We start from the raw sequence: 25,101 nt of genomic DNA on the forward strand, positions 1-25,101 counted from the left end.
TATCTAAAAACTTCTAATTGCGAGAGTAGCTCAGTTGGTAGAGCGTCAGCCTTCCAAGCTGAATGTCGCCGGTTCGAACCCGGTCTCTCGCTCGAATAAGATTCGTTCTTAAACATTATTTTTTTATTAGTTTTTTTTATCTAAAAACTTCTAATTGCGAGAGTAGCTCAGTTGGTAGAGCGTCAGCCTTCCAAGCTGAATGTCGCCGGTTCGAACCCGGTCTCTCGCTCGAATAAGATTCGTTCTTAAACATTATTTTTTTTATTAGTTTTTTTTTATCTAAAAACTTCTAATTTGCGAGAGTAGCTCAGTTGGTAGAGCGTCAGCCTTCCAAGCTGAATGTCGCCGGTTCGAACCCGGTCTCTCGCTCGAATAAGATTCGTTCTTAAACATTATTTTTTTATTAGTTTTTTTCATCTAAAAACTTCTAATTGCGAGAGTAGCTCAGTTGGTAGAGCGTCAGCCTTCCAAGCTGAATGTCGCCGGTTCGAACCCGGTCTCTCGCTCAACAAAAAAGCCTTAATCAATTTAGATTAAGGCTTTTTTTGTTTATAAATTTTTCGTCATAACTAAATGCCTTGTTTGATAGCCTATTTCTTCATAATAATGTATTGCATGAATATTATCTTCAAAAACATTTAATTGGATTTTATCAATTTCATTTTCTTTTGCAATTTCTTCTGCTTTATTCATTAAAAGTTTTGCAACACCTCTTTTTCTATGGTCTTCTTCCACGTAAATATATTTTACATAACAAAGCTTTAGAGGTTCTATTTCAACCTTCAAAAGCAATACTCCTGCAATTATTTCAGGTTTATCTTGTTCAATTGCAGTTAAAATTTTTAAAGTTCCATTATCCTCACTTTTACGTAATAAAGTAAAATTTGCTTTTGTGATATATTCAGCTTCTTGTTTTGTCCAACTATAATTAGAAATCAACCTACAAATTTGTTCTTCAGAAACCACTTCTATAAAATGTTTTCTGTCTTTCTGTTTCATTTCATTATTCAAAACTACCTTATAAACCATCTCACTTTATTTTTAATTCTAAACTTTAAATTACAAAATAATCATCTTAATATTTCTATAAAAAAATGACTTTATCTTCAGAAAAACCTGAAAATAAAGTCATTTTAATACTAAATTATTTAATGCTTAAATTCTTATAAAATTTGAAGGTTTTACTTCAGAACTAGTTTTTTATCTACACTTAATAAATCTTGCAAACAACTAACCGACTCATATGAAGTTCCCCAAAAAGTACCGTGAGCTCTAAAACCAATAAAGAATAATTTATCAACCGAACCTAAAGTTTTAAAATCATATACATCAAAATATAAATTATGTGGAACTACACTGAAATCGAAAGATTTATCTTCCACATCTTCCATCGGTTGCATACATTTGTTATCTCTTCTAAAATTTGACGAAAAAACATCTGCTTGACAGAAAACATTTTGCCAAACTACTTTTTTCATCGCATCAGATTCGTTTCTATTTGCAAAATAATTTGGATAATATTGTTTGATAAAATCATACGGACAACCGATTGTTACAATCTTAGAAACATTTCGCTGGATAGTTTGAAGTGGAACTCGTTTATAAGGAAAAATAAGGTCTAAAAGTATAATAGAACCGAAACTATAACTGTGTAATTCTAATGTTGTACTTTCTTTATTTTCATCAACTTTACTGATCAAAGTTTCTAATTTCCCAATAATTTCTAATTTATTTTTACCATAACTTAAATAATGATCTACACAAAGATATTTACTTGACATTTTCGTCATATTTTCATGCATTTCTGGGAAAAATACTAGAGCTACAGTGGTCATCGAAACGATTGTTGCAGAAATTTTTTGAACAGTTTCTAAAGTGAATACATATTCTGTAAAAGGTATGTTCCATTTAAAAGCTAATAAAGATTCTATTTTCGTTCCTGTAAGTTTGTCCAATAATTCAAATAAAACAGTAACAATCGAAGGAATCATGAAAATTCCAAATAATGTCAACATCATAAAAATCATCAGCATGAAAAATACTTGTACTTTTTTATCAAAAGAAAGATTTGTTTTTCGATAAGAAACTACCGACATTAATTTCCAAAATCTTATGCTTAAAGTACTGAAAAGATAAAAAGCCTGGATAAATATTTTCTTATTTCTAAAATGAGAAGTCAATTCTTCATTATAATTATATCCGATAATTTCTACAATTTTAGATTCTGCTCCATCTTCGATACTTTCAGAAATCACAGCTCTTTTTGCGCTAAAATTATGCGCATCTCCATAACTTATATCATCGTATTCTACGGAATATCTTTTATGTGTATTATCATTTATTTTTTCCAAAGAAATCATATATCGTTTTACATACGATTCTAAAGAACTATCTTTTTTTTCTTTTCCAAGTTCTGGTAAATAAATTATTGATTTCATAGTCTTTTAGTCCAAACTTAATTCTTGTAATTTCAATATAGTTTTCCAATTTCGAGTAGTTGCTCCTACTTTTAATTTATTTTCAATTAAATTATTCGAAAGTTTTGATTTTCCTGCGCCATCAGGTGTTTTAAAATACATTCTATTTTCAACTAAATTCCATTCTTCAGATTTAAACTGAATTTCCTTAAAAACCTGTACTTTATCTTGAGAAGGAATTTCATCTAAAATAGCAACAAATGTTTTATTTAATTCTATTGGTTCAAAAGGAATTTCATCAATAGTTTTAATCCATTCTTCTATATTCCTTAAAATTACTTTTACTTCAAAACCATATTCGTTTTCTATTATTTTCTCAATACTATCAGCAGTTTCTTTCTCATTTTTTTCTGTAGTTAAAATAATATTTCCACTTTGAATATAAGTTTTGACAGCATCGTATTTATTCTTTTCTAGCAATGTTTTAAAGTCTTTCATCAATATTTTTCGGTGACCTCCAACATTGATTCCTCTCAATAGTACTATGTATTTTTTTTTCATAACCAATTATACAAAAAAAGTGACTCAAATTTTAACAATCTGAATCACTTTTTTATTAAGAAATAAATATTTTAAATCTTAGTGTTGGTGTCCTTCTGGTCCGTGAGCGTGACCATGATCTAACTCCTCACTAGTAGCTTCTCTTACTTCTTCGATTTTACCTACGAAATATAAATCTTGATCCGCTAATGGGTGATTTAAATCCATAGTTACAGTTTCTTCATTGATAGAAAGAACTTTCGCTGGTAAAACGTTTCCGTTTTGGTCTTGTAAAGGTAAAATAGCTCCAACAACTAATTGCTCAATTACATTTCCTTCGTGCATGAACATGTCTTTTGCTAATTCGATAACTGCATCTTCTCTTCTTGTTCCGTAAGCATTTTCAGATTTGATACCAAAAGCGAAATCATCTCCAGCTTTTAAATCTTTAATGTTATTTTCGAACTCAGGAATCATTTGTTGTACTCCAGTTAAAAATACTAAAGGTTTTTTTCCTTCTGTAGACTCAATTAATTCTCCTTCAGCGTTATCCTTAAATAACTTGTAGTTTACAGTTACTACCTTTTTTGTGTTATCACTCATAATTTAAATTTTAAACAAATATACATTTAATAAATTGGATTTTACTAAATGAATTTAGAAAAATTATCTTGAAAATTGTAAACTTTTAAATAGAAAAATTTTCCGGTTTTAGCTTTAGAATTCATCTTTATTTTACCTTCATATTTTAATACATTTACATCGAGAATATAATTTAGCATACCCTAAACCGTTGATTGTTTATATTTTATATCAATAATATTATATTTAGGTAAATATTTAAATTTTATACTACAAATTATATAACAAAAATTATAAAAATATTATTTTTGTATCAAATTTTATAAGGCATAAATTATGCAAAACATTCTATTTAAACAACTTATTTTAAGTTTCCTTTTTTTATTAAGTTTAAAATTATTTTCTCAAAATTTAGTAATCAATCCTAGCTTTGAAGATTATACAAAATGCCCTGATACTTTAGGAGTTTTTGAGAGCTCTTTAAAAAGTTGGTCTAACCCTACATTAGGTACAACAGATTACTTTCATAAATGTAGTGAGATAATGAGTATTCCTAAAAATTATAATGGAAATCAAGAGTCTAAATTTGGGGATTCTTATGCTGGAATTTTCGTTTACGCTCCAAATAATTATAGAGAATATGTTCAAGGAAAATTAAGTCAAAAACTTGAAAAAGGAAAAAAATATAAAGTTTCTTTTAATATTAGTTTGGCTGAAGTTTCAAAGTTTGCTGTAAAAAGAATTGGAGTCTTACTTTCCGATCAACATATAAAAATCAATACTTACGCAGAAATCACGAAAGATAGTTTGATGTATCAAATTGGTAGAAATTGGCAATACAAACCTGTGCAAAGTAAATCTTATTTTAGAGATAAAGAAAATTGGACACATTTGACTACTGAATTTGAATCTAATGGAATGGAAAACTATATTGTTATTGGAAATTTTGAAAATAATTATACACACAAAACTCTTGTAAGTTCAGATTATAATAAAAAGAATATTTCTTATTACTATATAGATCATATCACAATAGAAGAAATTATTAAAAAAAAAGAAGAAGAAAAGAAATTTGCGCCAGAAATTGGAAAAGAATATGTGTTTAAACATGTATTATTCCATCATGATAAATGGGATTTAGTAGAAAAATCTATTTTTGAATTGAACCAATTGTTTATTTTCCTTTCTGATTTTCCTGAAACAAAAATTATAATAGAAGGACATACTGATAATACGGGTTCTGATGAACATAATGAAAATTTATCTATAAATAGAGCGAAATCCGTAACAAAATATTTGATAAATTTAGGTGTTGATGAAAACAGAATTCAGTATAATGGATATGGGAGTAAGCAGCCTGTTGCAGAAAATACAACTTCAGAAGGTCGTCAATTAAATAGACGTGTTACTTATAAAATCATTCGAAACTAGATATTTAAGAATTTAACAAAAGCAAAAGAAAGCTACAAATCAGTAGCTTTCAAAATAAATTATTTTTTTTCTTATTTTTTTTATAACTTTTTTTAGTAAAAATTTATATTTGCAAAATATTAAATATAGAGATGGAAAAACTGAAAGAACGCTGGGGAATAAAATCTAATTTACAGATTATCTTAATCATGTGTGCATTTGCTGTAAACGGAAGTTTAGCAGTAAAGCTTGCAGATCCTGTTACAAACTTTTTTGGCTTGTATAGAGGAGTTACAAATCCTTTTATTTATTGGCCTTTCAGAATATTACTTATTTTCCCTATTTATCAATTTACGCTTGTTTTCGTAGGTGCTTGTTTTGGTCAGTACCGTTTCTTCTGGAACATGGAAAAAAAGATGTTAAAACGAATTGGTTTTAAACGTTTTTTCAAAGAAGACTAGTTTCCAAACTTAGCATTACAAGCAAAAACTCCTTCATCACCAAAATAATCCTTTTGTTCAATCCAAGGTTTATGTAAGAAATTCATTTCAATAGTTTTATTCGCTATTGAAAATGTATTAGGTTTTTGTGGATTTATTTTAAAGAAATCCGAAACTGGAGCTTCTATTTTACTTGTTGTAGTTCCATAAAAAACAAAAGTTGGAATTGGATCATTATTTGTCTTGAAATTATTCTTAATATTTTGAGAAATTTGAATAGTTGGATTATCAGGATTTGTATTATCCAAGGTTAAAAGCATTGATCCTCCATAAGTTTGATTTTGTTGCCAAGTTTTCAAAATTCCAACCATCATATTGGTTACTTCATAGGTAGCCGAAATTGTATCTTTTGTTTTCTGATGTAATTTAAAATCGTGAAGTTTGAAAATCATTTTGGTTTCATAAGTTGGCAAAGAATCCAGACCTTCTGATAAATATTCTTTTCCTTTAGGAGTTCCAACAAAATCATGTGGTTTAAACACTTCTTTCTTCGTACAAGAAGTTATCAATAAAGTACATAAAAAAACAAAGATTAAATTTCTCATAATAAAAGTTTTAATTACACTTTAAATTACAAAAAATTTAATCTTTCAATTCTAAAATATTTTTTAAATATTTATTTTTCAGAAGTTTAAACAACTAATCAACTTTTTTCAACAAAGCCAATAATTTTTTATTCTGGTCGTATAAATACAATTTCAAATCTTTGATTTTATAACTTTCAACTTCTCCTAATATTTCATGAACACTTTGAGCTAATTGTTGGTTTTCTCTACAAGCCATTTTTGTAGATCCTAAATCTGAAATCGATAATTGATTTTCGTTTACGTTTATTTTTCCAAAAAGAGAATTACAACTATCATTCCCAAAAATCATACTTTCTTTTAAATCAAACTCAATTCTTGGCGCTTGTTCCAGTCCTTTTGGCACTTCTTTATCTTCAATATTTTCAAAAACCCAAATATCATTTAGCAATGCAACGTCATTTTTTTTCGCACATTTACAAGAAGCTACAATTGCAATTAAAACTAAAAAAATCCACTTTTTCATTCTTATCAAATTAAAATTCAAACAAAAGTTACAAAGATTATTCTAGATAAAACACTTCTGATTTCTTTATTTATAAATCGTTTTTCTATTCCCCTCAAGCTCTGCATAAAACATTCCGTCAAAATAATATTCTACTTTATCATATTTCACAGGAATGATTTCATTTCCAGCAAAATCATAAAATCCTTGCTTCAAATCTTTCATCACTTTGATCAAATGATCTTTGATGTAAACTTTGCTATAGTCATAAACAATCGGAATAATTAATTTTCCTTGCGCATTATAATATCCATATTTCCCATCTACAATTACTTCAATTAATTTCTTTTGCACATAATATTCTGCATGATTAAATTGAACTGGAATCACTTCTTTTCCAAACTTATCAATAAATCCAATTTTATCTTTGATCATTACTTTCGCTACTCCTTGATAAAATTTCCCTACTCGATCGTATTTAAAAGCTGTAACTGGATGTCCATTTTTATTAATAAAACCAAACTTTCCTTTGATAATCGCAGCAGCAACTCCTTCAGAAAAAACACCTACATTTTGATAAATAATTGGAATTACTTCTTCTCCTTGTTCATTTATAAAACCAAATTTATTCTTCATCTTCACTTTTGCCAAACCATCCGAAAATAAATCGGCAAAATCATATTTTATTCTTGTTACATAAGCTCCATCTCCAGCCAAATAGCCCCATTTTTCATTGAATTTTACACGAATCAAACTTGGACTTAAAATCTGATACTCATCATAACGGAAAGAAGAAATCAGATTACCTTTCATATCATAGCAACCATATTTTCCATTTTTCAAGACTTTTACCAAAGAATATTTTATCACAGGAACCAAATCAAAAATCGGATTTACAATCGTATTTCCATTTTTATCAATGACACCATACTTGTTTTTATATTTTACAACTGCCAATCCATCTTTAAACAAATCGATTTCATCGTATTTTATTCGTCCAATTTCTCTACCATTTCCATCTACCAAACCATATTTACCATAAGAAACTACTTTCCAAAAACCATCTACAAAAGCTTCTATTTTATCATATTTTATTGGAAGAATTTCATTTCCATTTCGGTCAATTATTCCGTATTTATTATTCAATTTCACACGTGCAAATTCATTGACAAAATTCTCTGCATAATCATATCTATATGGAATTTCTTCTTCTCCATATCGATTGATATAACCATATTTATCAAAAAGTTTTACTGGTGTAAGCTGAACATTTATATTCTGCTGAGAAAAAATTGTAGTTGAAAAAAATAAAAAGGAAAGTAGAAATGTAAAGTTTAATTTTTGTTTCGTTTTTAGTCGCATCTTTAGCCCAAATTATTGTTAATTGATTTAATTCATAATTTGTTGCGGGGATCTTGTAAAAACTTTATTATTAATATTTTACGAGGTGTAAATATAAAAATATAATGCAATTTTTTAACACTTTTAACCTATTTTTTTTATTAGAGGATGAAAAGCTTTCGTTGCAACAATCACTTTATCACCAACTTGGATATTTTCTTCTGAATTTTCTGAAAAAACTTTTACAATTTCATTTCCAACCAAAATAGTATAAATCAAAATAAATGATTGTTTTTGAACTTCCAATATTTCTCCAACAAACTGAAACTTCCCACTTAGTTTTGTATTTGAAAAAATCTCAATTGGTTTCCCAGATTTTACAACTTTTCCATTTTCTAGTGTAAAAACTTTTGTTGCCAATCTTACAATTTCTGAAACATCATGACTTACTAAAATTGTGGTTAATTTATATTTTCGATGAATTTCTTGAAGATAGTTTTGGAGTTTTCTTCGCATTTCATGATCCAAAGCAGACAAAGGCTCGTCTAATAATAAAATTTCTGGTTTTTGAACTAAAGCTCTTGCAAGCGCAACTCTCTGTTTTTGTCCACCAGAAAGTGTATTTGGATAATTATTCAAAAAAGGTTTGATTTCCATCAGAGAAACCAATTCTTCAATAATTTCAGAAGAACTTTTTTTAGGTAAAGCAAATTTTAAATTCTCTAAGACAGTCATATTTGGAAAAAGCGCAAAATCTTGAAAAACCATTCCTACTTTTCTTGATTGTGGTTTCAAATTAATTTTTCCTTTCGAAGAAAACCATTTTTCATTTTTAATTTCAATCGTTCCAGAATCTGGTTTCAGCAAGCCAGCAATCATTCGTAGAATAGAAGTCTTTCCAACACCCGACTTTCCATATAGAACTACAAATTCTTCTTCGGCAAATTCTATATTGATATCTAAAAAAATATCTTGAACCTCAGAACCTAATCTCTTTTGAATATCTATCTGAATCATCCTACAATTTTATTTGAATATTTTCCATTCATTATATATACGAAAAGTAAAATCACAAAAGTAATCGCAAACAAAATAATCGAATATAGATTTGCGACATCATATTGTAACGCTTCCACCTCATCATAAATCATGATTGAAGCAACTTTTGTCTGATTCGGAATATTTCCTCCAATCATTAAAACTACACCAAATTCCCCTATTGTGTGCGCAAAAGTCAATACAATTCCTGTCAATAAAGAAGCTTTCATAAAAGGAAGTTGTACTTTCAGTAATGTTTCTAATTTTGATTTTTTCAGAAGATACGCAGCCTCGATTATAGAATTTGGAATTGTTTTAAAACCAGACTGAATTGGGTGAACCATGAAAGGAAAACTATAAATTATAGAACCTAAAACTAAACCTTCAAAAGAAAAAACAAATTGTAAATCAAAAGTCTCTTTTAACCAAATACTAAACGAATTTGTTGGGCTAAAAACAAGTAGTAAATAAAAACCAATTACGGTTGGTGGTAAAACCAAAGGCATACTTATGATTGTTTCAATAATTGGTTTGATTTTCGATTTGGAAACAGAAAGCCAATATGCAATCGGAATTGCAATTAGAAACAAAATAATTGTTGTGACTAAAGCTAATTTAAAAGTTAATATTAAAGGGTTCCAATCAATCATAAGAAATCATAATTTCATTTGGGTTTATCATCGCAAAAACCTCATCTTTTCTAGAAATAGTCATCGCTTTTAAACTTTTTGTAGTGATAATAGCATTTATGTTTCCTATTTCAGAAAGCAGGGTAATTTTGCTTAAAATCTTATCTTCAGCAATATTTTCAATCGTACATTTCAGAATATTTTCAATAGAAGTATTTGGTTTTTCTTTAGATAAAATCACTTCTGTTTCTTTCCACATACAAATGATTTTTCTGTTCAAAGTCAAAAACTCCGAAGTTTCAGGATTATCAATAAGCAAAATATTAAACAAAACTGAATGAATCTGAACATCTAACAAAGACAAACCTCCATCAGAATTTAAACCTACTATTTCTCCTTGAAAACTATTCATTAATTATATCCATTTTGTTTTAAAATTTCTTTTGCAATATCTGAACTTAAAAAATCATAAAACTGTTCTGCTTCTTTTTCTTTTTTTCCTTTTAAAACCACAACAGTTTGCTCAATTGGATTATAATATTTTTCTGGAATCAAAAACCAATTTCCTTTTTCCGTTTTGTTTGGAATATGAATTGTTGAAAAAGCCGTAAAACCTAATGTTGCAGATTTTGTATCAATAAATTGATTGGTTTGTGCAACACTTTCTCCAAAAACTAGTTTACTTTTCAATTCTCCTAACAAATTCAAATTTTGAAGAACTTGTTTTGCTGCCTCACCATAAGGAGCTGTTTTCGGATTTGCCAAAGCGATTTTTTTCACTTTATCTGAAGAAAGAATTTCTAAACTTGGTTTAAAATCTTCTTTTGTCCATAAAATCAATTTTCCAAAAGCAAATGTTTTTTGTTTCCCTAAAATCTTATTTTCTTTCTCCAGTGCTTCTGGAAATTTTTTGTTTGCCGAAATAAAAATATCATAAGGTGCTCCAGCAGTTATTTGTGCTGTTAATTTCCCTGAAGAACTTACAATATATTCCACAGGAATTTTGGTTTTTTTAGTGAACTCCTCTCCTATTTCTTTCATTGCATATTGCATATTTGCTGCTACTGCAACCAATAATTCCTTTTTTTCTGGTTTTGAATTACATCCAATTAAAACAGTTAAAATGGTAAAAAGAAAAAATATTTTTTTAAGCATTTAGTTTGATTTTAGAAGCAAATGTATTGGAAATTTCACAATAAAAGGCAGACTTTAGTCATTTAGAATCATATAAATTTCTTTTTGAAAACTTTTTAAACTCTAAACTTTATTAGGATTAAAGTTATACGAATCAATTATTAAAAATGGATGACACACCCCTAACCCCTCTCGAGAGGGGAACTTACTCATACAATCTAAGTTTTGCTTCTAGTCGATTGATTTTTTTTCGTAATTCTCTATGTTTTCTTTGTAAATGTAAAATAGCATCAATTCCTTGAACATTAATTCCTAAATCATTGTGAAGTCGAATCATTTTTTCTAAATCGCTAAAACTTTCAACATCTACATAGTCTGTTTTTTCTATAGAAACTATCGTGATCAATTCAAATTCTATAAGTTCGTTTACAAAATCTGGTTTAATCTTATAAATCTTACAAATTTTTTCTATGGTAAAAAGTTTATCTTCCATCATGCTACTTTTTGTTTAGAAAGTTCTGTAAATAATTCTTTTTCCTTATCCGTAAGTTTTGTTGGAATTTCAACTTCAAAAGTCACAAATAGATCTCCTGAAACATCTTTTTGTTTATATTTCGGAAATCCTTTTCCTCTAACTCTCACTTTTGTATTATTCTGCGTTCCTTCTTTTACTTTCAATTTTATTTTCCCTGAAATTGTTTCTACAATTGTTTCTCCGCCAAGAACTGCAGTGTATAAATCAATTTTTTTATAAATATAAATATCTGCTCCAACTCTTTTAAAATTCGGATTTGGCAAAATATGGAAAGTGATATATAAATCTCCTTTTGGACCTCCGTTCATTCCTGGGCCTCCTTGTCCTGAAATCTTGATGATTTGTCCATCTTCTACTCCAGCTGGAATGGTAAATCGTAGTTTTTTTCCATTAACTTCTACAATTTGTTTTTGCTCCACGAAAACGTCATTATCTGTTAATTGCAAAGTAGCATGAAAATCTTCACCTTTATACTTTACATTCTGACGATGAAAACCTCCAGTTCTTCCGCCTCCTCTTCCTCCAAACATGGCTTCAAAAAAATCGGAAAAATCTTCTCCTTCACCAAAATTAGAACTATAATGTGTTTGATATGAATTTCCTCCTTGTTGTTGCTGTTGTTGTCTTCTTTGTGCTTCTTCAAAAACATCAGAATGCTCCCAATCTTTTCCGTATTTATCGTATTTAGCTCTCTTTTCTGGATCGCTTAAAACTTCGTTTGCTTCGTTTAGTTGTTGGAATTTCTTTTTAGCGACTTCATCATCCGGATTGATATCTGGATGGAGTTTTCGTGCTAATTTTCGGTAAGCTTTTTTGATGTCTTTTTGTGAAGCTTTTTTATCTACACCTAAGACTTTGTAATAATCTATATAATCCACTGAAAAATAGTTTTAAGATTAAAAATCAATGAATTATAATTTACAATTTTATATAGAGTTTTAAAAATATTTATTAAATATTATCACGTTTGATATTATATGAGATAGTTTCATTAAATAAATAACACACCCCTAGCCCCTCTCAAGAGGGGAATTGAAATACTCTTATAAAAATCATTCTAAAAATATTCGATTTTTCTTTCTATGATTTCTTGTGCTACATTGTTTTTGTAGATTGTTTTTTGAATCCAATTGAAGTTTTTGTCATAGGCGTAGACATAAGTAATTTGGTCTACTAAAAACATTTTCTTTTTGATTTCTTTGGCAGTTGGTTGCTCTATTTTGAAATTCCCTTTTTTGATTAAATTCCCTTTTTTATCGTATTCAAAAGTTGTTTTTTCTAGTTGTAATTTCTTTTTATCGGCGAAATAATTTTCTAAAATGATATTTCCGTGTGAATCATTTTCAAAGGTTTTGTAGGAAATAATTTGTGTCTCATTTTTGTATAAAGTCTCCGATTTTAATTTTCCTTTTTTATCATATTCGTAGACCGTTCTGTATTTCATATTTCCATTTTCATCAACGACTGTAAACATTTGTAGCACTTCGTTAGCATCATAATGATAAATCATTTTTCCGTATAAAGCCCCGTTTGGATTGTAGCGATTCATAGAAATGCATTTTCCTCTTGTATTGAATTCGAAAATATATTTTTTCTCTAAAGCCCCACCTGAAGTAAACTCATTTTTCTCTTTTAATCTTCCATATGGATCAAAAATAAAAAGTGATGTATTTAAAAGTCCTTTTTTGACAACTACTCCAAAATTTTCAGCAACTTTATATTTACTTTCTTTTATTGATTTTACTTTTTTATAAAGCTTCATTTCCTCTGTTGTAGAAGGGTAATCCTGAGCAAATACAAAACTTGTAAAGAGAATAAAAATGTAAACTATATTTCTCATATGATATTTCTGTTTTATCTAAGTATTCAAATATAAAAACTCCTCTCTAAATTCATAAATTTTATTCAGGATATTAACATTAAAGTAATTTTTTAATTAATCGAAATTTATATTTTTGCTAGAAACAAAATATTCTATGAAAAAATTAACACTTATTTTATTAATATTATTTTCAAAAATCATAATTGCTCAGAATAACGAAAAAGAAACTTCTTCCTCTATTTCTAATGACTATATTACAATGGATATAGCAACTCCTTTTTATCTGAATTCAAAGGAAAATAATACCCCAAGATGGAATTTTGGATTTATCAAAACGATAAGTAATCATTCGAAAATAGGAATTAGTACAGGATATGGAGCTGAAGCTATTTCTTTAATTGAGACAGGAAAAGATTATATTCTTTTTGAAATTCGTCCTGAATATTATTACATCTTAAATCCAACCAGCAAAACACTAAAATATTTTTCTTTTGAATTCGGGTATATTCAACAAAAACAATTGCTTGTCGATGATCATTATTTTTATCAAGGTGATCTTTATAATTACTATAAAGCTGACTATAAAAGAGAAAAATTTGTCTACAATCTAAAGTATGGAATGTTTATTAATTTTAGTAAAAGAATTGGTATGAATATTTATACTGGAGCTGGAGTTCGTCATCGTAAAAATACTTTTACTAATGTTGAAATTAAAGATATTGAAATCGATGAAAACACTGGTCATTTTCCTCCTTATTATAGAAATAAAGGCGATAAAGTGAATTTCGAATTTTCTTTAGGTTTCAAACTTTATTATCGACTTTATTAATTTTTGAGTAATATTAACACTTCAAATAAAATTAACTAAGATTACTTATTGATATGAAAAACATCTATTTTATAATTATTTATTTCTGTACTTTCTCTCTTTTTGCTCAAGTTGATAATTACGCGAAAAACAAAAAACAATTAGAAGAGATTAATGCTATTTATGAAAAAGAATTAAAAGAAAAACCGAATAGCTATGAACCATATTTAAATCATGCTAATAGACTTGCTAAACTAAAATCTAATGCTTCTAATACTGCTGTTGAATATTATATAAAAGCTATGGATTTAGATTCTACAAATAATAGAGAAATATACAAAGGACTGGGTGACTTTTGTTTAGAAAAAAAAGATTTAGAATTGGCTTCTATGGTTTATAATGCAGGATTAAGATTCACTCCAAATGATTCCTATTTTATTCAAAAAATTGAAGAAATTGAAGAAAAAGAGAAAGAAAATCAACTTTTTCGAGATCTACATAGTATGCCAGTTTATGATGAGAAAAAAATTACCGTAGATATGAGTTTTGAAGAACGAACAAATTATAATGTTCTTTTCAAGGAAGTTAAAAAAGGTAAGTATTCTTATGAAAAATTAAGTTCGACTTTTAAAGTTAATCCTGAAAAGCTTAGTCCTAAGGAAATGTTTTATCTTACGATTGGTTTTACACAACAAGATAATTTTAAACCATACAATTTAAATGATGAGAATAAACTAAGAGAATTAACATCGGACGGAAAAATTGATGAAGCTTTAGATTTTGGAACAAAAGTCATTTCAAAAGAACCTCTAAACATTATTATTTTAAACGAATTATTGTATTGTTATCGAGTAAATAAAGATGAAATAAACATCAAATTTACAGAGCAAAAATTGACTAAAATACTTGAAGGTATACTTTATTCTGGAAATGGAACTTGTGAGGATCCATACCTTACAATTTGTCCTAAAGAAGAATATTATTTTGGTTTTTATTTGAATTATAAAACTATGAAAGTTGTAAACACACAAAAAATGTGTGGAGAATTATTTACTGACGAAATGCTTGCAAAAGATAAAAATGGTAATGAAAATTATATTTATTTCAACTATACACCTATATTTAAAACTTTAGTAAAAAATTAAACTCATGAAAAACAAACTATCTCTAATTCTAGTACTTTTATTAAGTATTAGTATCTGTTTTGGTCAAACAAAAAAGCAAAAGAAAGCTTTAGAAGTTGGTCAAGAAGCGATTATCAAAATTGATGCTGGTGAATTTGAAGAAGGCATTAAACTTCTGAAAAAAGCACAAAAGATGGACCCTGAAAATATTATTTATCAATACGAAATTGGTTATGCATATTATATGCAAAAAGACTATGAAAAAGCAATTAAGCAAGTTGAGAGTTTTTTAGATCATAAAAATGTTACTGCAAATCATTTTCAACTTTTAGGAAATTGCTACGATTATTTAAAAAAACCTGACGAAGCTATAAAAGCTTACCAAAGAGGGATTGATAAATTTCCAAATGCTGGAAAACTTTATACAGAACAAGGAGTTGTAGAGTATTTTAGAGAAAATTATGACAAAGCTATTGAACTTTGGGAAAAAGGAATTGAAGTAGAACCAAGTTATCCTTCTAATTATTATTGGTTAGGTAAAATTTTCTCATATACGGAAGAAAGAATTTGGGCAGTGATGTATGGAGAAACATTTGTAAATCTTGAAAGAGGTTCGAAAAGAACGGAAGAAATGAGTAAAATTTTACACGATACTTTTAAAGATGCTATTTATATAGAATCTGACTCTACAGGTGGTGTAAGATTTACACAATCAATTATAATGTCTACTGAAGGTGAATTTAAAATGCCTTTTTCTATGGAATATGCAATGGGAATGACTCTAGCTTTAACTCCACATACAATGGCAAAAGAAAAAGAAATTAATATTCCTATTTTAAATCAGATTAGAAAAGACTTTGTAAATCATTGGTTTAAAGAAAAAAAGCAAAAAAATTATAGCAACGTAATTATTGAATATCATAAGAAATTAAAAGATGTTGGACATTTCGAATCTTATAATTATTGGCTTTTAATGAAAGGAGATGAAAATTTATTTGTGGAATGGTATCAAAAAAATACGGATAAGTTTAATCAATTTGTCGAATGGTATCAAGAGAATCCGCTAGAAATGGATAAATCAAATTATATTTCAAGATTAAAAAATTAAACAAAAGGAGCTCTACAATGGAGCTCCTTTTGTTTTTATAATAATTTAATTCCGTTCTCAGAAATTGAAATTTTCTTTTGTTTATAAAGTCCTCCAATTGCACTTTTGAAAGCTTTTTTACTCATCTTGAAATGATATTTAATAGAATCTGGATCACTTTTATCGTTACACTCGGAATAGCCTCCTTCTTCTTTTAATTTTTGAAGAACAGCTTCCATATTCTGATCAATCGAATTTCTAAATCCTTGCTTTTGAAGAGAAACATCTACTTTTCCATCTTCACGAACTTTCTTCACAAACCCTTCTAATTTCTGTCCTTCTCTTACTTTTTGATAAACTTCGTTTTTATAAAGCATCCCTTCATACTCTTCATTTACTAGCACATGAATTCCGATGTTTGTAAATCTTCCAATCACTATATCTACCTTATCTCCTATTTTCAATTCGTTTTCTTCCATTTGTTTATAAACTTTTAAAGTATGCTTTTAATATTTTATCGTTTTCTTCACTTGGCGTAAATAATTCCAAGATTTTTGGTTGTTCTGATTCTTTGTAAAATTCAGTTAATTCTGAATCTAATTCTTCTAAGTTTACTGCTGTTTTATATTCAAAATGAAACATTTCAGCTAATTGTTTTGCAGTCAAATTATGAGGAGTTACAAAATAATCTTCTGCATTTGTTTGACTTGGTCCAGGAATAAACTTAAAAATCCCTCCACCAGAGTTATTAATTAAAATAATACGAAAATCTTTTGGAATATTCGCATTCCACAATCCATTACTATCGTAGAAAAAACTTACATCTCCAGTAATAAAAGTAGTTTGTTTCTCACTTGCATAAGCTGCTCCAACTGCTGTTGAAGTACTTCCTTCTATTCCACTTGTTCCTCTATTACAAAAGAAATTCAATGATTTATTTACATCAAAAAGTTGTGTATAGCGAATTACGGAACTATTACTTAACTGAACATTCGAGTTATCTGGAATTTTATTTAAAATAGACTCAAAAGCTTTCATGTCCGAAAAAGGAATCGAATCCATATATGAAATATGTTTTTCTTTTCTATTCTCTTTTACGGAAAGCCATTTTTGTTGATAATCACTTTCTACTTCTTCTGTCAAAAAGAAAAATTGACTAAAAAAGTTTTCTGGTGAAATCTGAAAATGATTTGTCAAACAATGAAATGTATTTGGTGCATTCTTTTTAGAAATATGCCAATGTTCAGCTGGTTTGTATTTTCTTAAAAACTGTTTGATTCTTTTAGAAACTACCATTCCACCAAAACTTAAAAGAATTTCTGGAGCTAAATCTTCCAATTCTTCTTCATTTAAAGGTGTGATTAATTTATCAATACTATTAATAAATTTGTCATTAGGAATATTAGAAGTTGTTTCTGTAAAAATTAAAACCGAAGGATCTTTGATCATTTTTTCCATCTGAATAGATAATAATTCCGATGGATAATTCTGACCAATTAAAACAATTTTCTTCTTTGCTTTATTCCATTTTTCAGCATAAATATCTAAATAAGAAACTTCCAAAAACTTTGCATCCATTTGACTTTCTTGGTAAATTTCATCAGAAGATTCTTCTATCTGAAAATCTGAAATAATTTCGTATAAAGGTTCGTCCATTGGAACATTTATGTGAACTGGCCCATTTTGATCCAAAGCAGTTTCTAATGCTTTTTGTAATAAAACTTGGTTCGATTCTGAATCATGTTCAATTAAATTAGCACTATATAAAATATGTTTTTCTAAAACATTTTCTTGACGAATGGTTTGTCCATCCGCAATATCAATCAAATGTTTTGGTCTATCAGCAGAAATGACAACTAAAGGAATATTATTATAAAAAGCTTCTGCTACTGCTGGATAATAATTCAACAAAGCTGAACCTGAGGTACAAACAATTGCAACTGGTCTTTTTGTTTGCTGCGCTATTCCTAAAGCGAAAAATGAAGCACATCGCTCATCTACTACGCTTAAAGCTTTTATATTTGGATAGTTTGAAAATCCGATTGTTAAAGCTGCATTTCTAGAACCAGGAGAAATTACAGCAGTTCTAATTCCATATTTTTCACAAGTAAGCACAACATCTTGTGCTATTTTCTTTTTAGGAAATTCTTGCATGTATTTGAGTTATTTTACAAATGCAAAGGTACGTTTATTTCATAGTTTACTTAAAATTAATTTAAAATAAATATTTAAGAGTTTTAAATTTTTAGTCAAATCAAAAGTTTACTCACAAAAAGCAAATATTCTTTTAAAATTTTAATCGTATATTCGCAACTTATGACGAATACAGACCTAAAAGATTTAAAACAGATACTATCTACACCAAAAAATATTGTGATAGTACCTCACAAAAACCCTGATGGTGATGCAATGGGTGCTTCTCTTGCTATGAAATTATTTTTAGAGAAGAAGAATCACACAATTGATATAGTAACACCAAATGATTACCCTGATTTTTTAAAGTGGTTACCAAAAGCTAATACATCTTATAAATTTGATATGCAAAACCGTCAATCTAAAAGAGCTATCAATAATGCAGATTTGATTTTCTTATTAGATTTTAATGCACTTCACAGAGTTGGAGATGACATGGCAAATACTTTAAAGAAATATGAAGGAACATTCGTAATGATTGACCATCACCAACAACCAGATGATATTACAAGATTTATCTACTCGGATACAGAAATGTGTTCAACTTGTCAGATGGTGTACCATTTCATCGAAATGTTTGGGGAAAAAGATCTTTTAGATAAAGATATTGCAACTTGTATCTATACAGGAATTATGACAGATACTGGTTCGTTCCGTTTTAGAAGTACAACAAGTACAACACACAGAGTTGTTGCAGATTTAATTGACCTTGGTGCTGATAATGCCAGAATTCATAACAATGTATATGATACAAATTCATATTCGAGAATGCAGCTTTTAGGAGTTGCTTTAAACAATATGAAAATGATTTCTGATTACAAAACAGCCTATATCACTTTAAGTCAAGACGAAAAAGAACAATTTGATTTTAAGAAAGGAGATACGGAAGGTTTTGTAAATTACGCTCTTTCTCTTAAAGGAATTGTTTTAGCTGTAATTTTTATTGAAGATAAAGAACAAGGAATTATCAAAATGTCTTTACGTTCAAAAGGTAGTTTCTCTGTAAATGAATTTGCTCGTTCTTATTTTGATGGTGGTGGACATACAAATGCTGCAGGAGGAAGATCGACATTAAATATGGAAGAAACTGTTGAGAAATTTATAAACTTACTACCAAATCATAAAGAAGAAATTTCAAAATCCTATGAAGAATAAATATTTTTTCATCTTAATTCTTGCTTTCGGTTTTCTTTCTTGTAGTGAAAATACTCCTAGAAAACCTATTCAACATAGATCAGGTTCTTATTTTAAAGAATCTGTAGAAATCAGTAAAAAGCATAATGATATTGAAGAAACAGAAATAAAACGTGTGATTGCTTTAGATAGTTTAAACAATTATGAAGCTTCTACATTTGGTTTCTGGTACTATTTTGATAAAAAGAATGAAGATAATAATGCTTCTTCTCCAAAAGCTACAGATATTGTAGATGTTAACTATGAAATTTTAAATTTATATGGTGAAGTTATCTATAAAAAAGAAGAAATTGGAGACAAAAAAATCATTATAGATAAAGAGCATGAAATTCAAGGTTTAAATGAAGGTTTAAAACTGATGAAAGAAGGAGAATCTGTAACTTTTGTTTTTCCATCTTACATGGCTTATGGATTAAATCTTCAACAAGAAGATCCTAGAATTGGACAAAAACAGCCACTAATTTATAAAGTAGAATTAAAATCAATAATCAAAAATAACCAAAAATGAAAAAACTAAATATAGTATTTTTATTTTTTGCTGCACTTATTGTTTCTTGTGCTCCAGCAAAAAAGTACAAAGATTTAGAAGATGGTGTTTATGCAGACATCGAAACTAACAAAGGAGATATCCTTGTAAAATTAGAATATAAAAAAGTACCTGTTACTGTTGCAAACTTCGTTACTCTAGCAGAAGGTATCAATACACACATCACTAAAGCAGAATTAAAAGGAAAGCCTTTTTATGATGGTTTAAAATTCCACAGAGTTATTGCTGATTTCATGATTCAAGGAGGAGATCCGAATGGAAATGGTTCTGGAGGTCCAGGATACAAATTCATGGATGAATTCCCAAAAGATGAAAACGGAAATTTATTATTAACTCATGACGGACCTGGAGTTTTATCTATGGCAAACTCTGGACCTGGAACAAATGGAAGTCAATTTTTCATCACACATAAAGAAACTCCTTGGTTAAACGGAAAACACACTGTTTTTGGTAAAGTAATCAAAGGACAAGAAATTGTAGATGCAATTGCTAAAAATGATACGATTAATAAAGTTGTAATCATCAGAGAAGGTGCAGATGCTAAAAACTGGGATGCTGCAAAAGCTTATGATGAAGGAATTGTTGCTGCTAAAAAAGTTCAAGAAGAAAAAGCTAAAAAATTCAAAGTAGAAATCAATGAAGGTGAAGCAAACGAATTACCATCAGGTTTAAAAATTGTAACTAAAAGAAAAGGAAACGGAAAATCATATGCTCCAGGAGAATTGATGTATGTTACTTACACTGGATATTTTGAAGATGGTAGAATTTTTGATTCTTCAAAAAAATCAGGAAGATCTTTCCCATTCAATCCAGAGGAAAGAAGAGTAATTCCAGGATGGATTGAAGGAATTCCAATGTTAGAAGAAGGTTCAAGATCTTTCTTACACATTCCTTCTCACCTTGCTTATGGTGAAAGAGGAGCTGGAGGAGTAATTCCACCAAATGCTAATCTAATCTTCGAAATTGAAGTAGACAGTATCAAGCCTCTTCCAAGAAAACAAGTTGACGGTAAAAAATTAAAATTAAACAAGCCTAGAAAATAATTCTACGTTTAAATAATATTTAAAATAGCTATTCTTCGGAATGGCTATTTTTATTTAAAATTCATACAAAACGAAAAAGATGAAATTAGACTCAAAGTGGGAAGAAATTCTTTCTGATGAATTAGCAAAATCTTACGTAAAAGAACTTCAAGACTTTGTTACAAACGCTTATAATACTACAACTATTTATCCTCCAAAAGAACAAGTTTTTGCTGCATTTGATCATTGTTCTTTCAAAGATGTAAAAGTGGTAATTATAGGTCAAGATCCTTATCATGGTCCTGGACAAGCACATGGACTTTGTTTTTCTGTGAACGAAAATATCGCCATCCCTCCTTCTTTGATTAATATTTACAAAGAAATTTGTGAAGATTTAGAAGTTGAAACTCCAAATCATGGAAATTTAGAACATTGGGCAAAACAAGGTGTATTGCTTTTAAATGCTACTTTAACTGTTGAGGCAGGAAAAGCAGGTTCACATCAAAGAAAAGGTTGGGAAAAGTTTACAGATGCAGTTATTCAAAAAATAGCAAATGATAAAGAAGAAGTTGTTTTCATGCTTTGGGGAGGTTATGCAAAGAAAAAAGGACGTAAAATTGACAAAACAAAACATTTAGTTTTAGAATCTGGGCACCCTTCTCCTTTAAGTGCAAATCGTGGCTTTTGGTTTGGAAATAAACATTTTAGCAAAGCAAATTCTTATTTAAAACAAAAAGGTAAAAAAGAAATCGAATGGTAAAGCATTCGATTTTTTTTATAACTACAACCTTGAATTCTATTTTTATTAGCAAAAAAAATCAAATTTAAATAGCTAAAACTTGTCTTTTTGCAAAATTATTTAGAGATTGCACATTCATTTAAAGAAATAGCTTTATGAAATGTAAAAATTGCAGTTATGCTAATTACCATGAAGGCTTGCTTTGTTTGAATTGTAATAAGTTACTTTATTCACACGAAATAACTTTAAGCAAATTAGAACTTAAGCAGTTTCAGTTGGAAAAAAGACATCAGAATGAAATGAAATTTCTTAGAGAAGAGATTTCATCGATTAAGTCATTATTGATTACTGAAAAACAAGAAGAAAAAAAAGTTGTTAAACCTATAGAAAGTATAATTCAAAAAGAAATTATACAAAAACCTGTTGTTGAAGAAAAGAAAGAAATTGTTCGAGAAAAAATTACTCCAACTCAAAAAATTGAGAGTAAAACAGAAACTCCAACAAATAAAGAAGTTCTTGAAGCACATAGAGAATTTGTTCCAAAACCTAAACGAAAAGAATTTAAAACTCCTGCATTTTTATTAGAACTAACTGGAATCTTCGCTCCTTTTCTATCAGGATTCGACTTATTTAAAAAGTTATACCTAAAGTTTAAAACTGAAGGAAAACTTCCAATTTTCTTTATGACCATTGCTGGAATTGTAGCAATTTTATTCGGTTTAGGGTATTTCTTACAAAGTGATTTATTAGGAGTTTATAGTGAATTACTGAGAAATATTTTAGGATTTGGTGTTGCTGCTTTAGTTGGATTTTTCGGAGTACGACTTCAGAAAAAAGAAAAATTATACCAAGAATTTGGTAGCGCTTTAATTTCTCTTTCGATTTTATTAGGATATTTGGTCACGTATTATACTACACAAATGACTAATTTCCCAGTATTTTCTTCAGCGAAAATCGGATTTTTACTAATTGTAGCAAATACAGGAATTGCAATATTTTTTGCTTTTAGATTTGAAACAAAAATAATTGCACTTTTAAGTTTGGTTGGTGGAGCTTTAACTCCATTCTTCTTAGGAAATGAAGGAAATAGTGATTTATATTTCGCTTATTTATGGATTCTTATTTTTGCTGCTAACTTCATAGCTAACAAAATAAAATGGAAAGAACTTAACTATGTTTCCTTCTTATTATTTGTAGCAATTATGGAAACTTCTCTATTCTTTTCACCGTCAGCATCGATCTTTTTTATTGCCATTATTCATGCTTTCACTTATTTATTTTTCTACATTATTTTATTTGAGAAAAAGAAACTTAAGAAATCATTATCAAAAGATATGATCGTGATTTTAGCAGGAAATATTTCGCTTTTATTATACCATCTTTACGCATCTATTGACAATCCAACGTATCTTGGATTTACATATATCGGAAACGCTTTAATCTTCATTGGAATCTTAGCTGTTTATTGGAGAAATATTTCAAAGAAAGTAAAAGTTGGATTATTTATTACAATTGGGGCATTCTTAGGTTTTGCAATTCCTTGTTTATTCTCAAAAGATTTAATTGGTTTATTCTGGGCTATAGAAGCATTTTTATTAATCATTTTAGGTTTCCATTTTTCTTTTCCAAATGTTCGAAAAGAAGGTTATTTAGTATTGCTTATTTCATTGACAAATCTAGTTTTAGATATTATTAACCTTGGAATGTCTTGGAGGAATCATGATTTTGAAAATGGATTCATCGGTTGGGTTATTTTAGGAATTGTACTTTTAACTTTAATTGTTTTAGGTAAAAAATATGAAAAGGAAACTTCGCAAAGTGAAAAATACGTTATCGGATTTACGAGAGGATTTTTCCCACTTTGGTGTTCAGCAACATTATTCTTAGTTTCACACGAACTTATAGGGAATTATGCTTTCAATTTATTCATCATTCCAATGTTTGGTTTGATTTATTGGGGGAAAGTTTGGAAGTCAAAATTCATCGAGGCTTTCGGAATTTTACATTTTATTGCTTTGTTGGTTGCATTTACAATTTCTAGTCTAGAAGTAAATTCTCTTCGCATTTCAGAGCAGACACCTTATGGTATAATTGGAATTATTTCTTTCATTTTATCCATGTTTCTTTTAAAATCTTTTTATCAACTTATTAAATACACACAAAGCGAAAATTATCAATTCATCAGCTATTTACGTGAATTATTCTTCACTTTAATCCCATATATTTTTGCACGTCAAATCTTTAAATATTTCGGAACAAACATCTTAGTTCCTTTTATTTGGGTTTCTACATTAATGACTTATGGACTTTATAAATGGCGAAAAAACAGCACACTTTTAGTAAGTTCATTTATATTATTTGTGTCGGCTTTTGCTATCAATGTCATGGAATTCTCTTTAATCGGAGGTATATTAGGAATCATCTCCATTGTAGCAATAGTTCTTATTGAAAAAGGTTTGGATAATGAACTTTTAGAAAAATCAAAATATTCTGTTTTAATAATTCTAAGCCCATATCTAGTTTCGATTTATATTTTAAGAATATTATTTGATATAAAACTAATTCCAGCGGACTCTGGAATTACAATTCTTGGTGTAATTATTAGTGCTATGTTTTTATTTCATCAAAAATATAAATTATTGGACAACACTAAAGTTTTTGCAATTTACATCAGTATTTTCATCAGCCTTTTAGGAGGAGTAATGTCTTTATTTGTTAATCAAGCAGTTTTTTCATTTGGTTTTTTACTTCTACTGATTTTTATTCAATTCTTGTATAATTCGAGAAATGAAAAATATGGTGTTTTCTATAAAAAACAAGGTGCTTGGAACCTACATTTTCTATTTATACAATTCTTAATTATTGAAAGTTACGTGCTACTAATTCCAATTTTAGGAATGGATATTAATGGACCTGCAACAACTATTTTCTTAGCAATTCATGCAATTGTTTTAGTTTTTGTAGCTCTAAAAAAACAACTAAAGTTCTTAAACAGATTCTCTATTTTCTTATTTGTTATTGGAATCTTAAAGTTGAGTCTACACGATATTAAAGATTTTAGTACAAACTCGAAAGTTCTTGTTTTTGTTCTTCTCGGTGTTTTACTTCTTGTAGCATCCTTTGCTTATGTGAAGTTAAAACCAAAGTTCGAAAAAATTGAAAATGAAGAGTTAGAAGGTTTGGAATAAAAAACAAAAGCATATAGATTAGTCTCTATATGCTTTTATTTTTTGATAAAAGAAAAATTTAGCTTATTTAGTAAACATTATCACGATTGATTTTGTAATGGACTTCTGAGTGTAACTCTGAAATTATGTATTCCGACAGCAATTTTCATAATTTTCTCTCTTTTTTCAAAGTATTTTATTCGAATTTTCTCTTTGATTATTTTTAATCTTTTTACACCAGCA

General features: G+C 28.4%; 26 protein-coding genes and 4 tRNA genes. 14 read left to right on the forward strand and 16 right to left on the reverse strand.

All coding sequences use genetic code 11. The annotated features are described in order from the left end of the window. The first annotated feature begins 19 nt into the window (after positions 1–19). The 4 genes from I0K12_RS17150 to I0K12_RS17165 all read left to right on the forward strand — a co-directional run bounded on the left by I0K12_RS17150 (position 20) and on the right by I0K12_RS17165 (position 506). Positions 20–92 (forward strand) — tRNA-Gly (locus I0K12_RS17150). Positions 93–156: 64 nt separating this feature from the next. Then, a tRNA-Gly gene (locus I0K12_RS17155) sits at positions 157–229 on the forward strand. A 67-nt stretch (positions 230–296) separates the two neighbouring features. Continuing rightward, a tRNA-Gly gene (locus I0K12_RS17160) sits at positions 297–369 on the forward strand. Positions 370–433: 64 nt separating this feature from the next. Beyond that, positions 434–506: transfer RNA gene (locus I0K12_RS17165), tRNA-Gly, on the forward strand. A gap of 43 nt (positions 507–549) precedes the next feature. Here the strand turns inward: I0K12_RS17165 and I0K12_RS17170 are convergent. The 4 genes from I0K12_RS17170 to I0K12_RS17185 form a co-directional block, all read right to left on the reverse strand. After that, complete coding sequence (locus I0K12_RS17170) at positions 550–1,029, reverse strand: GNAT family N-acetyltransferase (protein ID WP_196889369.1); 480 nt, start codon at positions 1,027–1,029, stop codon at positions 550–552. Positions 1,030–1,181: 152 nt separating this feature from the next. Further along, positions 1,182–2,438, reverse strand: a complete 1,257-nt coding sequence (locus I0K12_RS17175; protein ID WP_196889370.1) for a hypothetical protein — start codon at positions 2,436–2,438, stop codon at positions 1,182–1,184. A 6-nt stretch (positions 2,439–2,444) separates the two neighbouring features. Beyond that, the gene (locus I0K12_RS17180) at positions 2,445–2,978 is read right to left on the reverse strand and encodes a DUF1697 domain-containing protein (protein WP_196889371.1); all 534 of its coding nucleotides are present in this window, start codon (positions 2,976–2,978) and stop codon (positions 2,445–2,447) included. Between the two features lie 78 nt (positions 2,979–3,056). Beyond that, the gene (locus I0K12_RS17185; protein ID WP_196889372.1) at positions 3,057–3,560 is read right to left on the reverse strand and encodes a peptidylprolyl isomerase; all 504 of its coding nucleotides are present in this window, start codon (positions 3,558–3,560) and stop codon (positions 3,057–3,059) included. A 315-nt stretch (positions 3,561–3,875) separates the two neighbouring features. Here I0K12_RS17185 and I0K12_RS17190 point away from each other — a divergent pair, with 315 nt between their 5' ends. Together I0K12_RS17190 and I0K12_RS17195 are read left to right on the forward strand one after the other, a co-directional pair. Further along, entirely contained in the window at positions 3,876–4,970 is a 1,095-nt protein-coding gene (locus I0K12_RS17190; protein ID WP_196889373.1) for an OmpA family protein, read from the forward strand. A gap of 131 nt (positions 4,971–5,101) precedes the next feature. Further along, the gene (locus tag I0K12_RS17195) at positions 5,102–5,410 is read left to right on the forward strand and encodes a DUF6787 family protein (protein WP_196889374.1); all 309 of its coding nucleotides are present in this window, start codon (positions 5,102–5,104) and stop codon (positions 5,408–5,410) included. Here the strand turns inward: I0K12_RS17195 and I0K12_RS17200 are convergent. From I0K12_RS17200 to I0K12_RS17245, 10 genes are all read right to left on the reverse strand, one after another. Further along, the gene (locus I0K12_RS17200) at positions 5,407–5,994 is read right to left on the reverse strand and encodes a hypothetical protein (protein ID WP_196889375.1); all 588 of its coding nucleotides are present in this window, start codon (positions 5,992–5,994) and stop codon (positions 5,407–5,409) included. The genes I0K12_RS17195 and I0K12_RS17200 overlap by 4 nt on opposite strands. A gap of 94 nt (positions 5,995–6,088) precedes the next feature. Beyond that, positions 6,089–6,499, reverse strand: coding sequence for an META domain-containing protein (locus tag I0K12_RS17205; protein WP_196889376.1), 411 nt, complete (start codon positions 6,497–6,499; stop codon positions 6,089–6,091). Between the two features lie 66 nt (positions 6,500–6,565). Further along, a complete protein-coding gene (locus I0K12_RS17210) occupies positions 6,566–7,840 on the reverse strand; it encodes a WG repeat-containing protein (protein WP_196889377.1) in 1,275 nt (424 codons plus the stop codon). 123 nt (positions 7,841–7,963) lie between these two features. Further along, a complete protein-coding gene (locus I0K12_RS17215) occupies positions 7,964–8,836 on the reverse strand; it encodes an ABC transporter ATP-binding protein (protein WP_196889378.1) in 873 nt (290 codons plus the stop codon). Then, complete coding sequence (gene modB / locus I0K12_RS17220; protein WP_196889379.1) at positions 8,833–9,507, reverse strand: molybdate ABC transporter permease subunit; 675 nt, start codon at positions 9,505–9,507, stop codon at positions 8,833–8,835. The genes I0K12_RS17215 and modB overlap by 4 nt, the downstream gene beginning before the upstream one ends. After that, the gene (locus tag I0K12_RS17225) at positions 9,500–9,898 is read right to left on the reverse strand and encodes a molybdopterin-binding protein (RefSeq protein WP_196889380.1); all 399 of its coding nucleotides are present in this window, start codon (positions 9,896–9,898) and stop codon (positions 9,500–9,502) included. Before I0K12_RS17225 ends, modB begins: the two co-directional genes overlap by 8 nt. After that, the gene (gene modA / locus I0K12_RS17230) at positions 9,898–10,641 is read right to left on the reverse strand and encodes a molybdate ABC transporter substrate-binding protein (protein ID WP_196889381.1); all 744 of its coding nucleotides are present in this window, start codon (positions 10,639–10,641) and stop codon (positions 9,898–9,900) included. Before modA ends, I0K12_RS17225 begins: the two co-directional genes overlap by 1 nt. Positions 10,642–10,825: 184 nt before the next feature. Next, the gene (locus tag I0K12_RS17235) at positions 10,826–11,116 is read right to left on the reverse strand and encodes a chaperone modulator CbpM (RefSeq protein WP_196889382.1); all 291 of its coding nucleotides are present in this window, start codon (positions 11,114–11,116) and stop codon (positions 10,826–10,828) included. Continuing rightward, positions 11,113–12,033, reverse strand: a complete 921-nt coding sequence (locus tag I0K12_RS17240) for a DnaJ C-terminal domain-containing protein (RefSeq protein WP_196889383.1) — start codon at positions 12,031–12,033, stop codon at positions 11,113–11,115. The genes I0K12_RS17235 and I0K12_RS17240 overlap by 4 nt, the downstream gene beginning before the upstream one ends. A gap of 179 nt (positions 12,034–12,212) precedes the next feature. Then, a complete protein-coding gene (locus I0K12_RS17245; RefSeq protein ID WP_196889384.1) occupies positions 12,213–12,995 on the reverse strand; it encodes a hypothetical protein in 783 nt (260 codons plus the stop codon). A gap of 136 nt (positions 12,996–13,131) precedes the next feature. On the opposite strand from I0K12_RS17245, the gene I0K12_RS17250 reads away from it, so the two are divergent. The 3 genes from I0K12_RS17250 to I0K12_RS17260 are packed head-to-tail and all read left to right on the forward strand — an operon-like array spanning position 13,132 to position 16,017. Beyond that, positions 13,132–13,806 (forward strand): hypothetical protein, encoded by a 675-nt coding sequence (locus tag I0K12_RS17250; protein WP_196889385.1) that lies wholly within the window; start codon positions 13,132–13,134, stop codon positions 13,804–13,806. A 53-nt stretch (positions 13,807–13,859) separates the two neighbouring features. Continuing rightward, positions 13,860–14,930, forward strand: a complete 1,071-nt coding sequence (locus tag I0K12_RS17255; RefSeq protein WP_196889386.1) for a DUF4919 domain-containing protein — start codon at positions 13,860–13,862, stop codon at positions 14,928–14,930. A gap of 4 nt (positions 14,931–14,934) precedes the next feature. After that, positions 14,935–16,017: a tetratricopeptide repeat protein gene (locus I0K12_RS17260; RefSeq protein WP_196889387.1), complete on the forward strand. Its 1,083-nt coding sequence runs from the start codon at positions 14,935–14,937 to the stop codon at positions 16,015–16,017. A gap of 35 nt (positions 16,018–16,052) precedes the next feature. Here I0K12_RS17260 and I0K12_RS17265 read toward each other — a convergent pair whose 3' ends face one another. Both I0K12_RS17265 and menD read right to left on the reverse strand, forming a co-directional pair. After that, positions 16,053–16,475 carry a DUF1040 family protein gene (locus I0K12_RS17265; RefSeq protein WP_196889388.1) on the reverse strand — a complete coding sequence of 141 codons (423 nt, stop codon included), beginning with the start codon at positions 16,473–16,475 and terminating at the stop codon, positions 16,053–16,055. A 4-nt stretch (positions 16,476–16,479) separates the two neighbouring features. Then, entirely contained in the window at positions 16,480–18,150 is a 1,671-nt protein-coding gene (menD, locus tag I0K12_RS17270; protein WP_196889389.1) for a 2-succinyl-5-enolpyruvyl-6-hydroxy-3-cyclohexene-1-carboxylic-acid synthase, read from the reverse strand. 162 nt (positions 18,151–18,312) lie between these two features. Between menD and I0K12_RS17275 the strand changes: the two genes are divergently transcribed. From I0K12_RS17275 to I0K12_RS17295, 5 genes are all read left to right on the forward strand, one after another. Next, a complete protein-coding gene (locus I0K12_RS17275; protein ID WP_196889390.1) occupies positions 18,313–19,344 on the forward strand; it encodes a DHH family phosphoesterase in 1,032 nt (343 codons plus the stop codon). Continuing rightward, positions 19,334–19,891 carry a gliding motility-associated peptidyl-prolyl isomerase GldI gene (gene gldI / locus I0K12_RS17280; protein ID WP_196889391.1) on the forward strand — a complete coding sequence of 186 codons (558 nt, stop codon included), beginning with the start codon at positions 19,334–19,336 and terminating at the stop codon, positions 19,889–19,891. The genes I0K12_RS17275 and gldI overlap by 11 nt, the downstream gene beginning before the upstream one ends. Continuing rightward, positions 19,888–20,973 (forward strand): peptidylprolyl isomerase, encoded by a 1,086-nt coding sequence (locus I0K12_RS17285; RefSeq protein ID WP_196889392.1) that lies wholly within the window; start codon positions 19,888–19,890, stop codon positions 20,971–20,973. The genes gldI and I0K12_RS17285 overlap by 4 nt, the downstream gene beginning before the upstream one ends. A 79-nt stretch (positions 20,974–21,052) precedes the next feature. Further along, positions 21,053–21,712, forward strand: coding sequence for a uracil-DNA glycosylase (gene ung, locus I0K12_RS17290; protein WP_196889393.1), 660 nt, complete (start codon positions 21,053–21,055; stop codon positions 21,710–21,712). A 134-nt stretch (positions 21,713–21,846) separates the two neighbouring features. Then, positions 21,847–24,879: a DUF2339 domain-containing protein gene (locus I0K12_RS17295; protein ID WP_196889394.1), complete on the forward strand. Its 3,033-nt coding sequence runs from the start codon at positions 21,847–21,849 to the stop codon at positions 24,877–24,879. Positions 24,880–25,101: the final 222 nt, after the last annotated feature.

The organism is Aureivirga sp. CE67, from assembly GCF_015767245.1.
Lineage (GTDB): Bacteria > Bacteroidota > Bacteroidia > Flavobacteriales > Flavobacteriaceae > Aureivirga.

Excerpts from the sequence above, each read along its gene's own strand:
- I0K12_RS17170 (WP_196889369.1), bottom strand. The coding sequence starts at position 1,029 with ATGGTTTATAAGGTAGTTTTGAATAATGAAATGAAACAGAAAGACAGA.
- I0K12_RS17175 (WP_196889370.1), bottom strand. The coding sequence starts at position 2,438 with ATGAAATCAATAATTTATTTACCAGAACTTGGAAAAGAAAAAAAAGAT.
- I0K12_RS17180 (WP_196889371.1), bottom strand. The coding sequence starts at position 2,978 with ATGAAAAAAAAATACATAGTACTATTGAGAGGAATCAATGTTGGAGGT.
- I0K12_RS17185 (WP_196889372.1), bottom strand. The coding sequence starts at position 3,560 with ATGAGTGATAACACAAAAAAGGTAGTAACTGTAAACTACAAGTTATTT.
- I0K12_RS17190 (WP_196889373.1), top strand. The coding sequence starts at position 3,876 with ATGCAAAACATTCTATTTAAACAACTTATTTTAAGTTTCCTTTTTTTA.
- I0K12_RS17195 (WP_196889374.1), top strand. The coding sequence starts at position 5,102 with ATGGAAAAACTGAAAGAACGCTGGGGAATAAAATCTAATTTACAGATT.
- I0K12_RS17200 (WP_196889375.1), bottom strand. The coding sequence starts at position 5,994 with ATGAGAAATTTAATCTTTGTTTTTTTATGTACTTTATTGATAACTTCT.
- I0K12_RS17205 (WP_196889376.1), bottom strand. The coding sequence starts at position 6,499 with ATGAAAAAGTGGATTTTTTTAGTTTTAATTGCAATTGTAGCTTCTTGT.
- I0K12_RS17210 (WP_196889377.1), bottom strand. The coding sequence starts at position 7,840 with ATGCGACTAAAAACGAAACAAAAATTAAACTTTACATTTCTACTTTCC.
- I0K12_RS17215 (WP_196889378.1), bottom strand. The coding sequence starts at position 8,836 with ATGATTCAGATAGATATTCAAAAGAGATTAGGTTCTGAGGTTCAAGAT.
- modB (WP_196889379.1), bottom strand. The coding sequence starts at position 9,507 with ATGATTGATTGGAACCCTTTAATATTAACTTTTAAATTAGCTTTAGTC.
- I0K12_RS17225 (WP_196889380.1), bottom strand. The coding sequence starts at position 9,898 with ATGAATAGTTTTCAAGGAGAAATAGTAGGTTTAAATTCTGATGGAGGT.
- modA (WP_196889381.1), bottom strand. The coding sequence starts at position 10,641 with ATGCTTAAAAAAATATTTTTTCTTTTTACCATTTTAACTGTTTTAATT.
- I0K12_RS17235 (WP_196889382.1), bottom strand. The coding sequence starts at position 11,116 with ATGATGGAAGATAAACTTTTTACCATAGAAAAAATTTGTAAGATTTAT.
- I0K12_RS17245 (WP_196889384.1), bottom strand. The coding sequence starts at position 12,995 with ATGAGAAATATAGTTTACATTTTTATTCTCTTTACAAGTTTTGTATTT.
- I0K12_RS17250 (WP_196889385.1), top strand. The coding sequence starts at position 13,132 with ATGAAAAAATTAACACTTATTTTATTAATATTATTTTCAAAAATCATA.
- I0K12_RS17255 (WP_196889386.1), top strand. The coding sequence starts at position 13,860 with ATGAAAAACATCTATTTTATAATTATTTATTTCTGTACTTTCTCTCTT.
- I0K12_RS17260 (WP_196889387.1), top strand. The coding sequence starts at position 14,935 with ATGAAAAACAAACTATCTCTAATTCTAGTACTTTTATTAAGTATTAGT.
- I0K12_RS17265 (WP_196889388.1), bottom strand. The coding sequence starts at position 16,475 with ATGGAAGAAAACGAATTGAAAATAGGAGATAAGGTAGATATAGTGATT.
- menD (WP_196889389.1), bottom strand. The coding sequence starts at position 18,150 with ATGCAAGAATTTCCTAAAAAGAAAATAGCACAAGATGTTGTGCTTACT.
- I0K12_RS17275 (WP_196889390.1), top strand. The coding sequence starts at position 18,313 with ATGACGAATACAGACCTAAAAGATTTAAAACAGATACTATCTACACCA.
- gldI (WP_196889391.1), top strand. The coding sequence starts at position 19,334 with ATGAAGAATAAATATTTTTTCATCTTAATTCTTGCTTTCGGTTTTCTT.
- I0K12_RS17285 (WP_196889392.1), top strand. The coding sequence starts at position 19,888 with ATGAAAAAACTAAATATAGTATTTTTATTTTTTGCTGCACTTATTGTT.
- ung (WP_196889393.1), top strand. The coding sequence starts at position 21,053 with ATGAAATTAGACTCAAAGTGGGAAGAAATTCTTTCTGATGAATTAGCA.
- I0K12_RS17295 (WP_196889394.1), top strand. The coding sequence starts at position 21,847 with ATGAAATGTAAAAATTGCAGTTATGCTAATTACCATGAAGGCTTGCTT.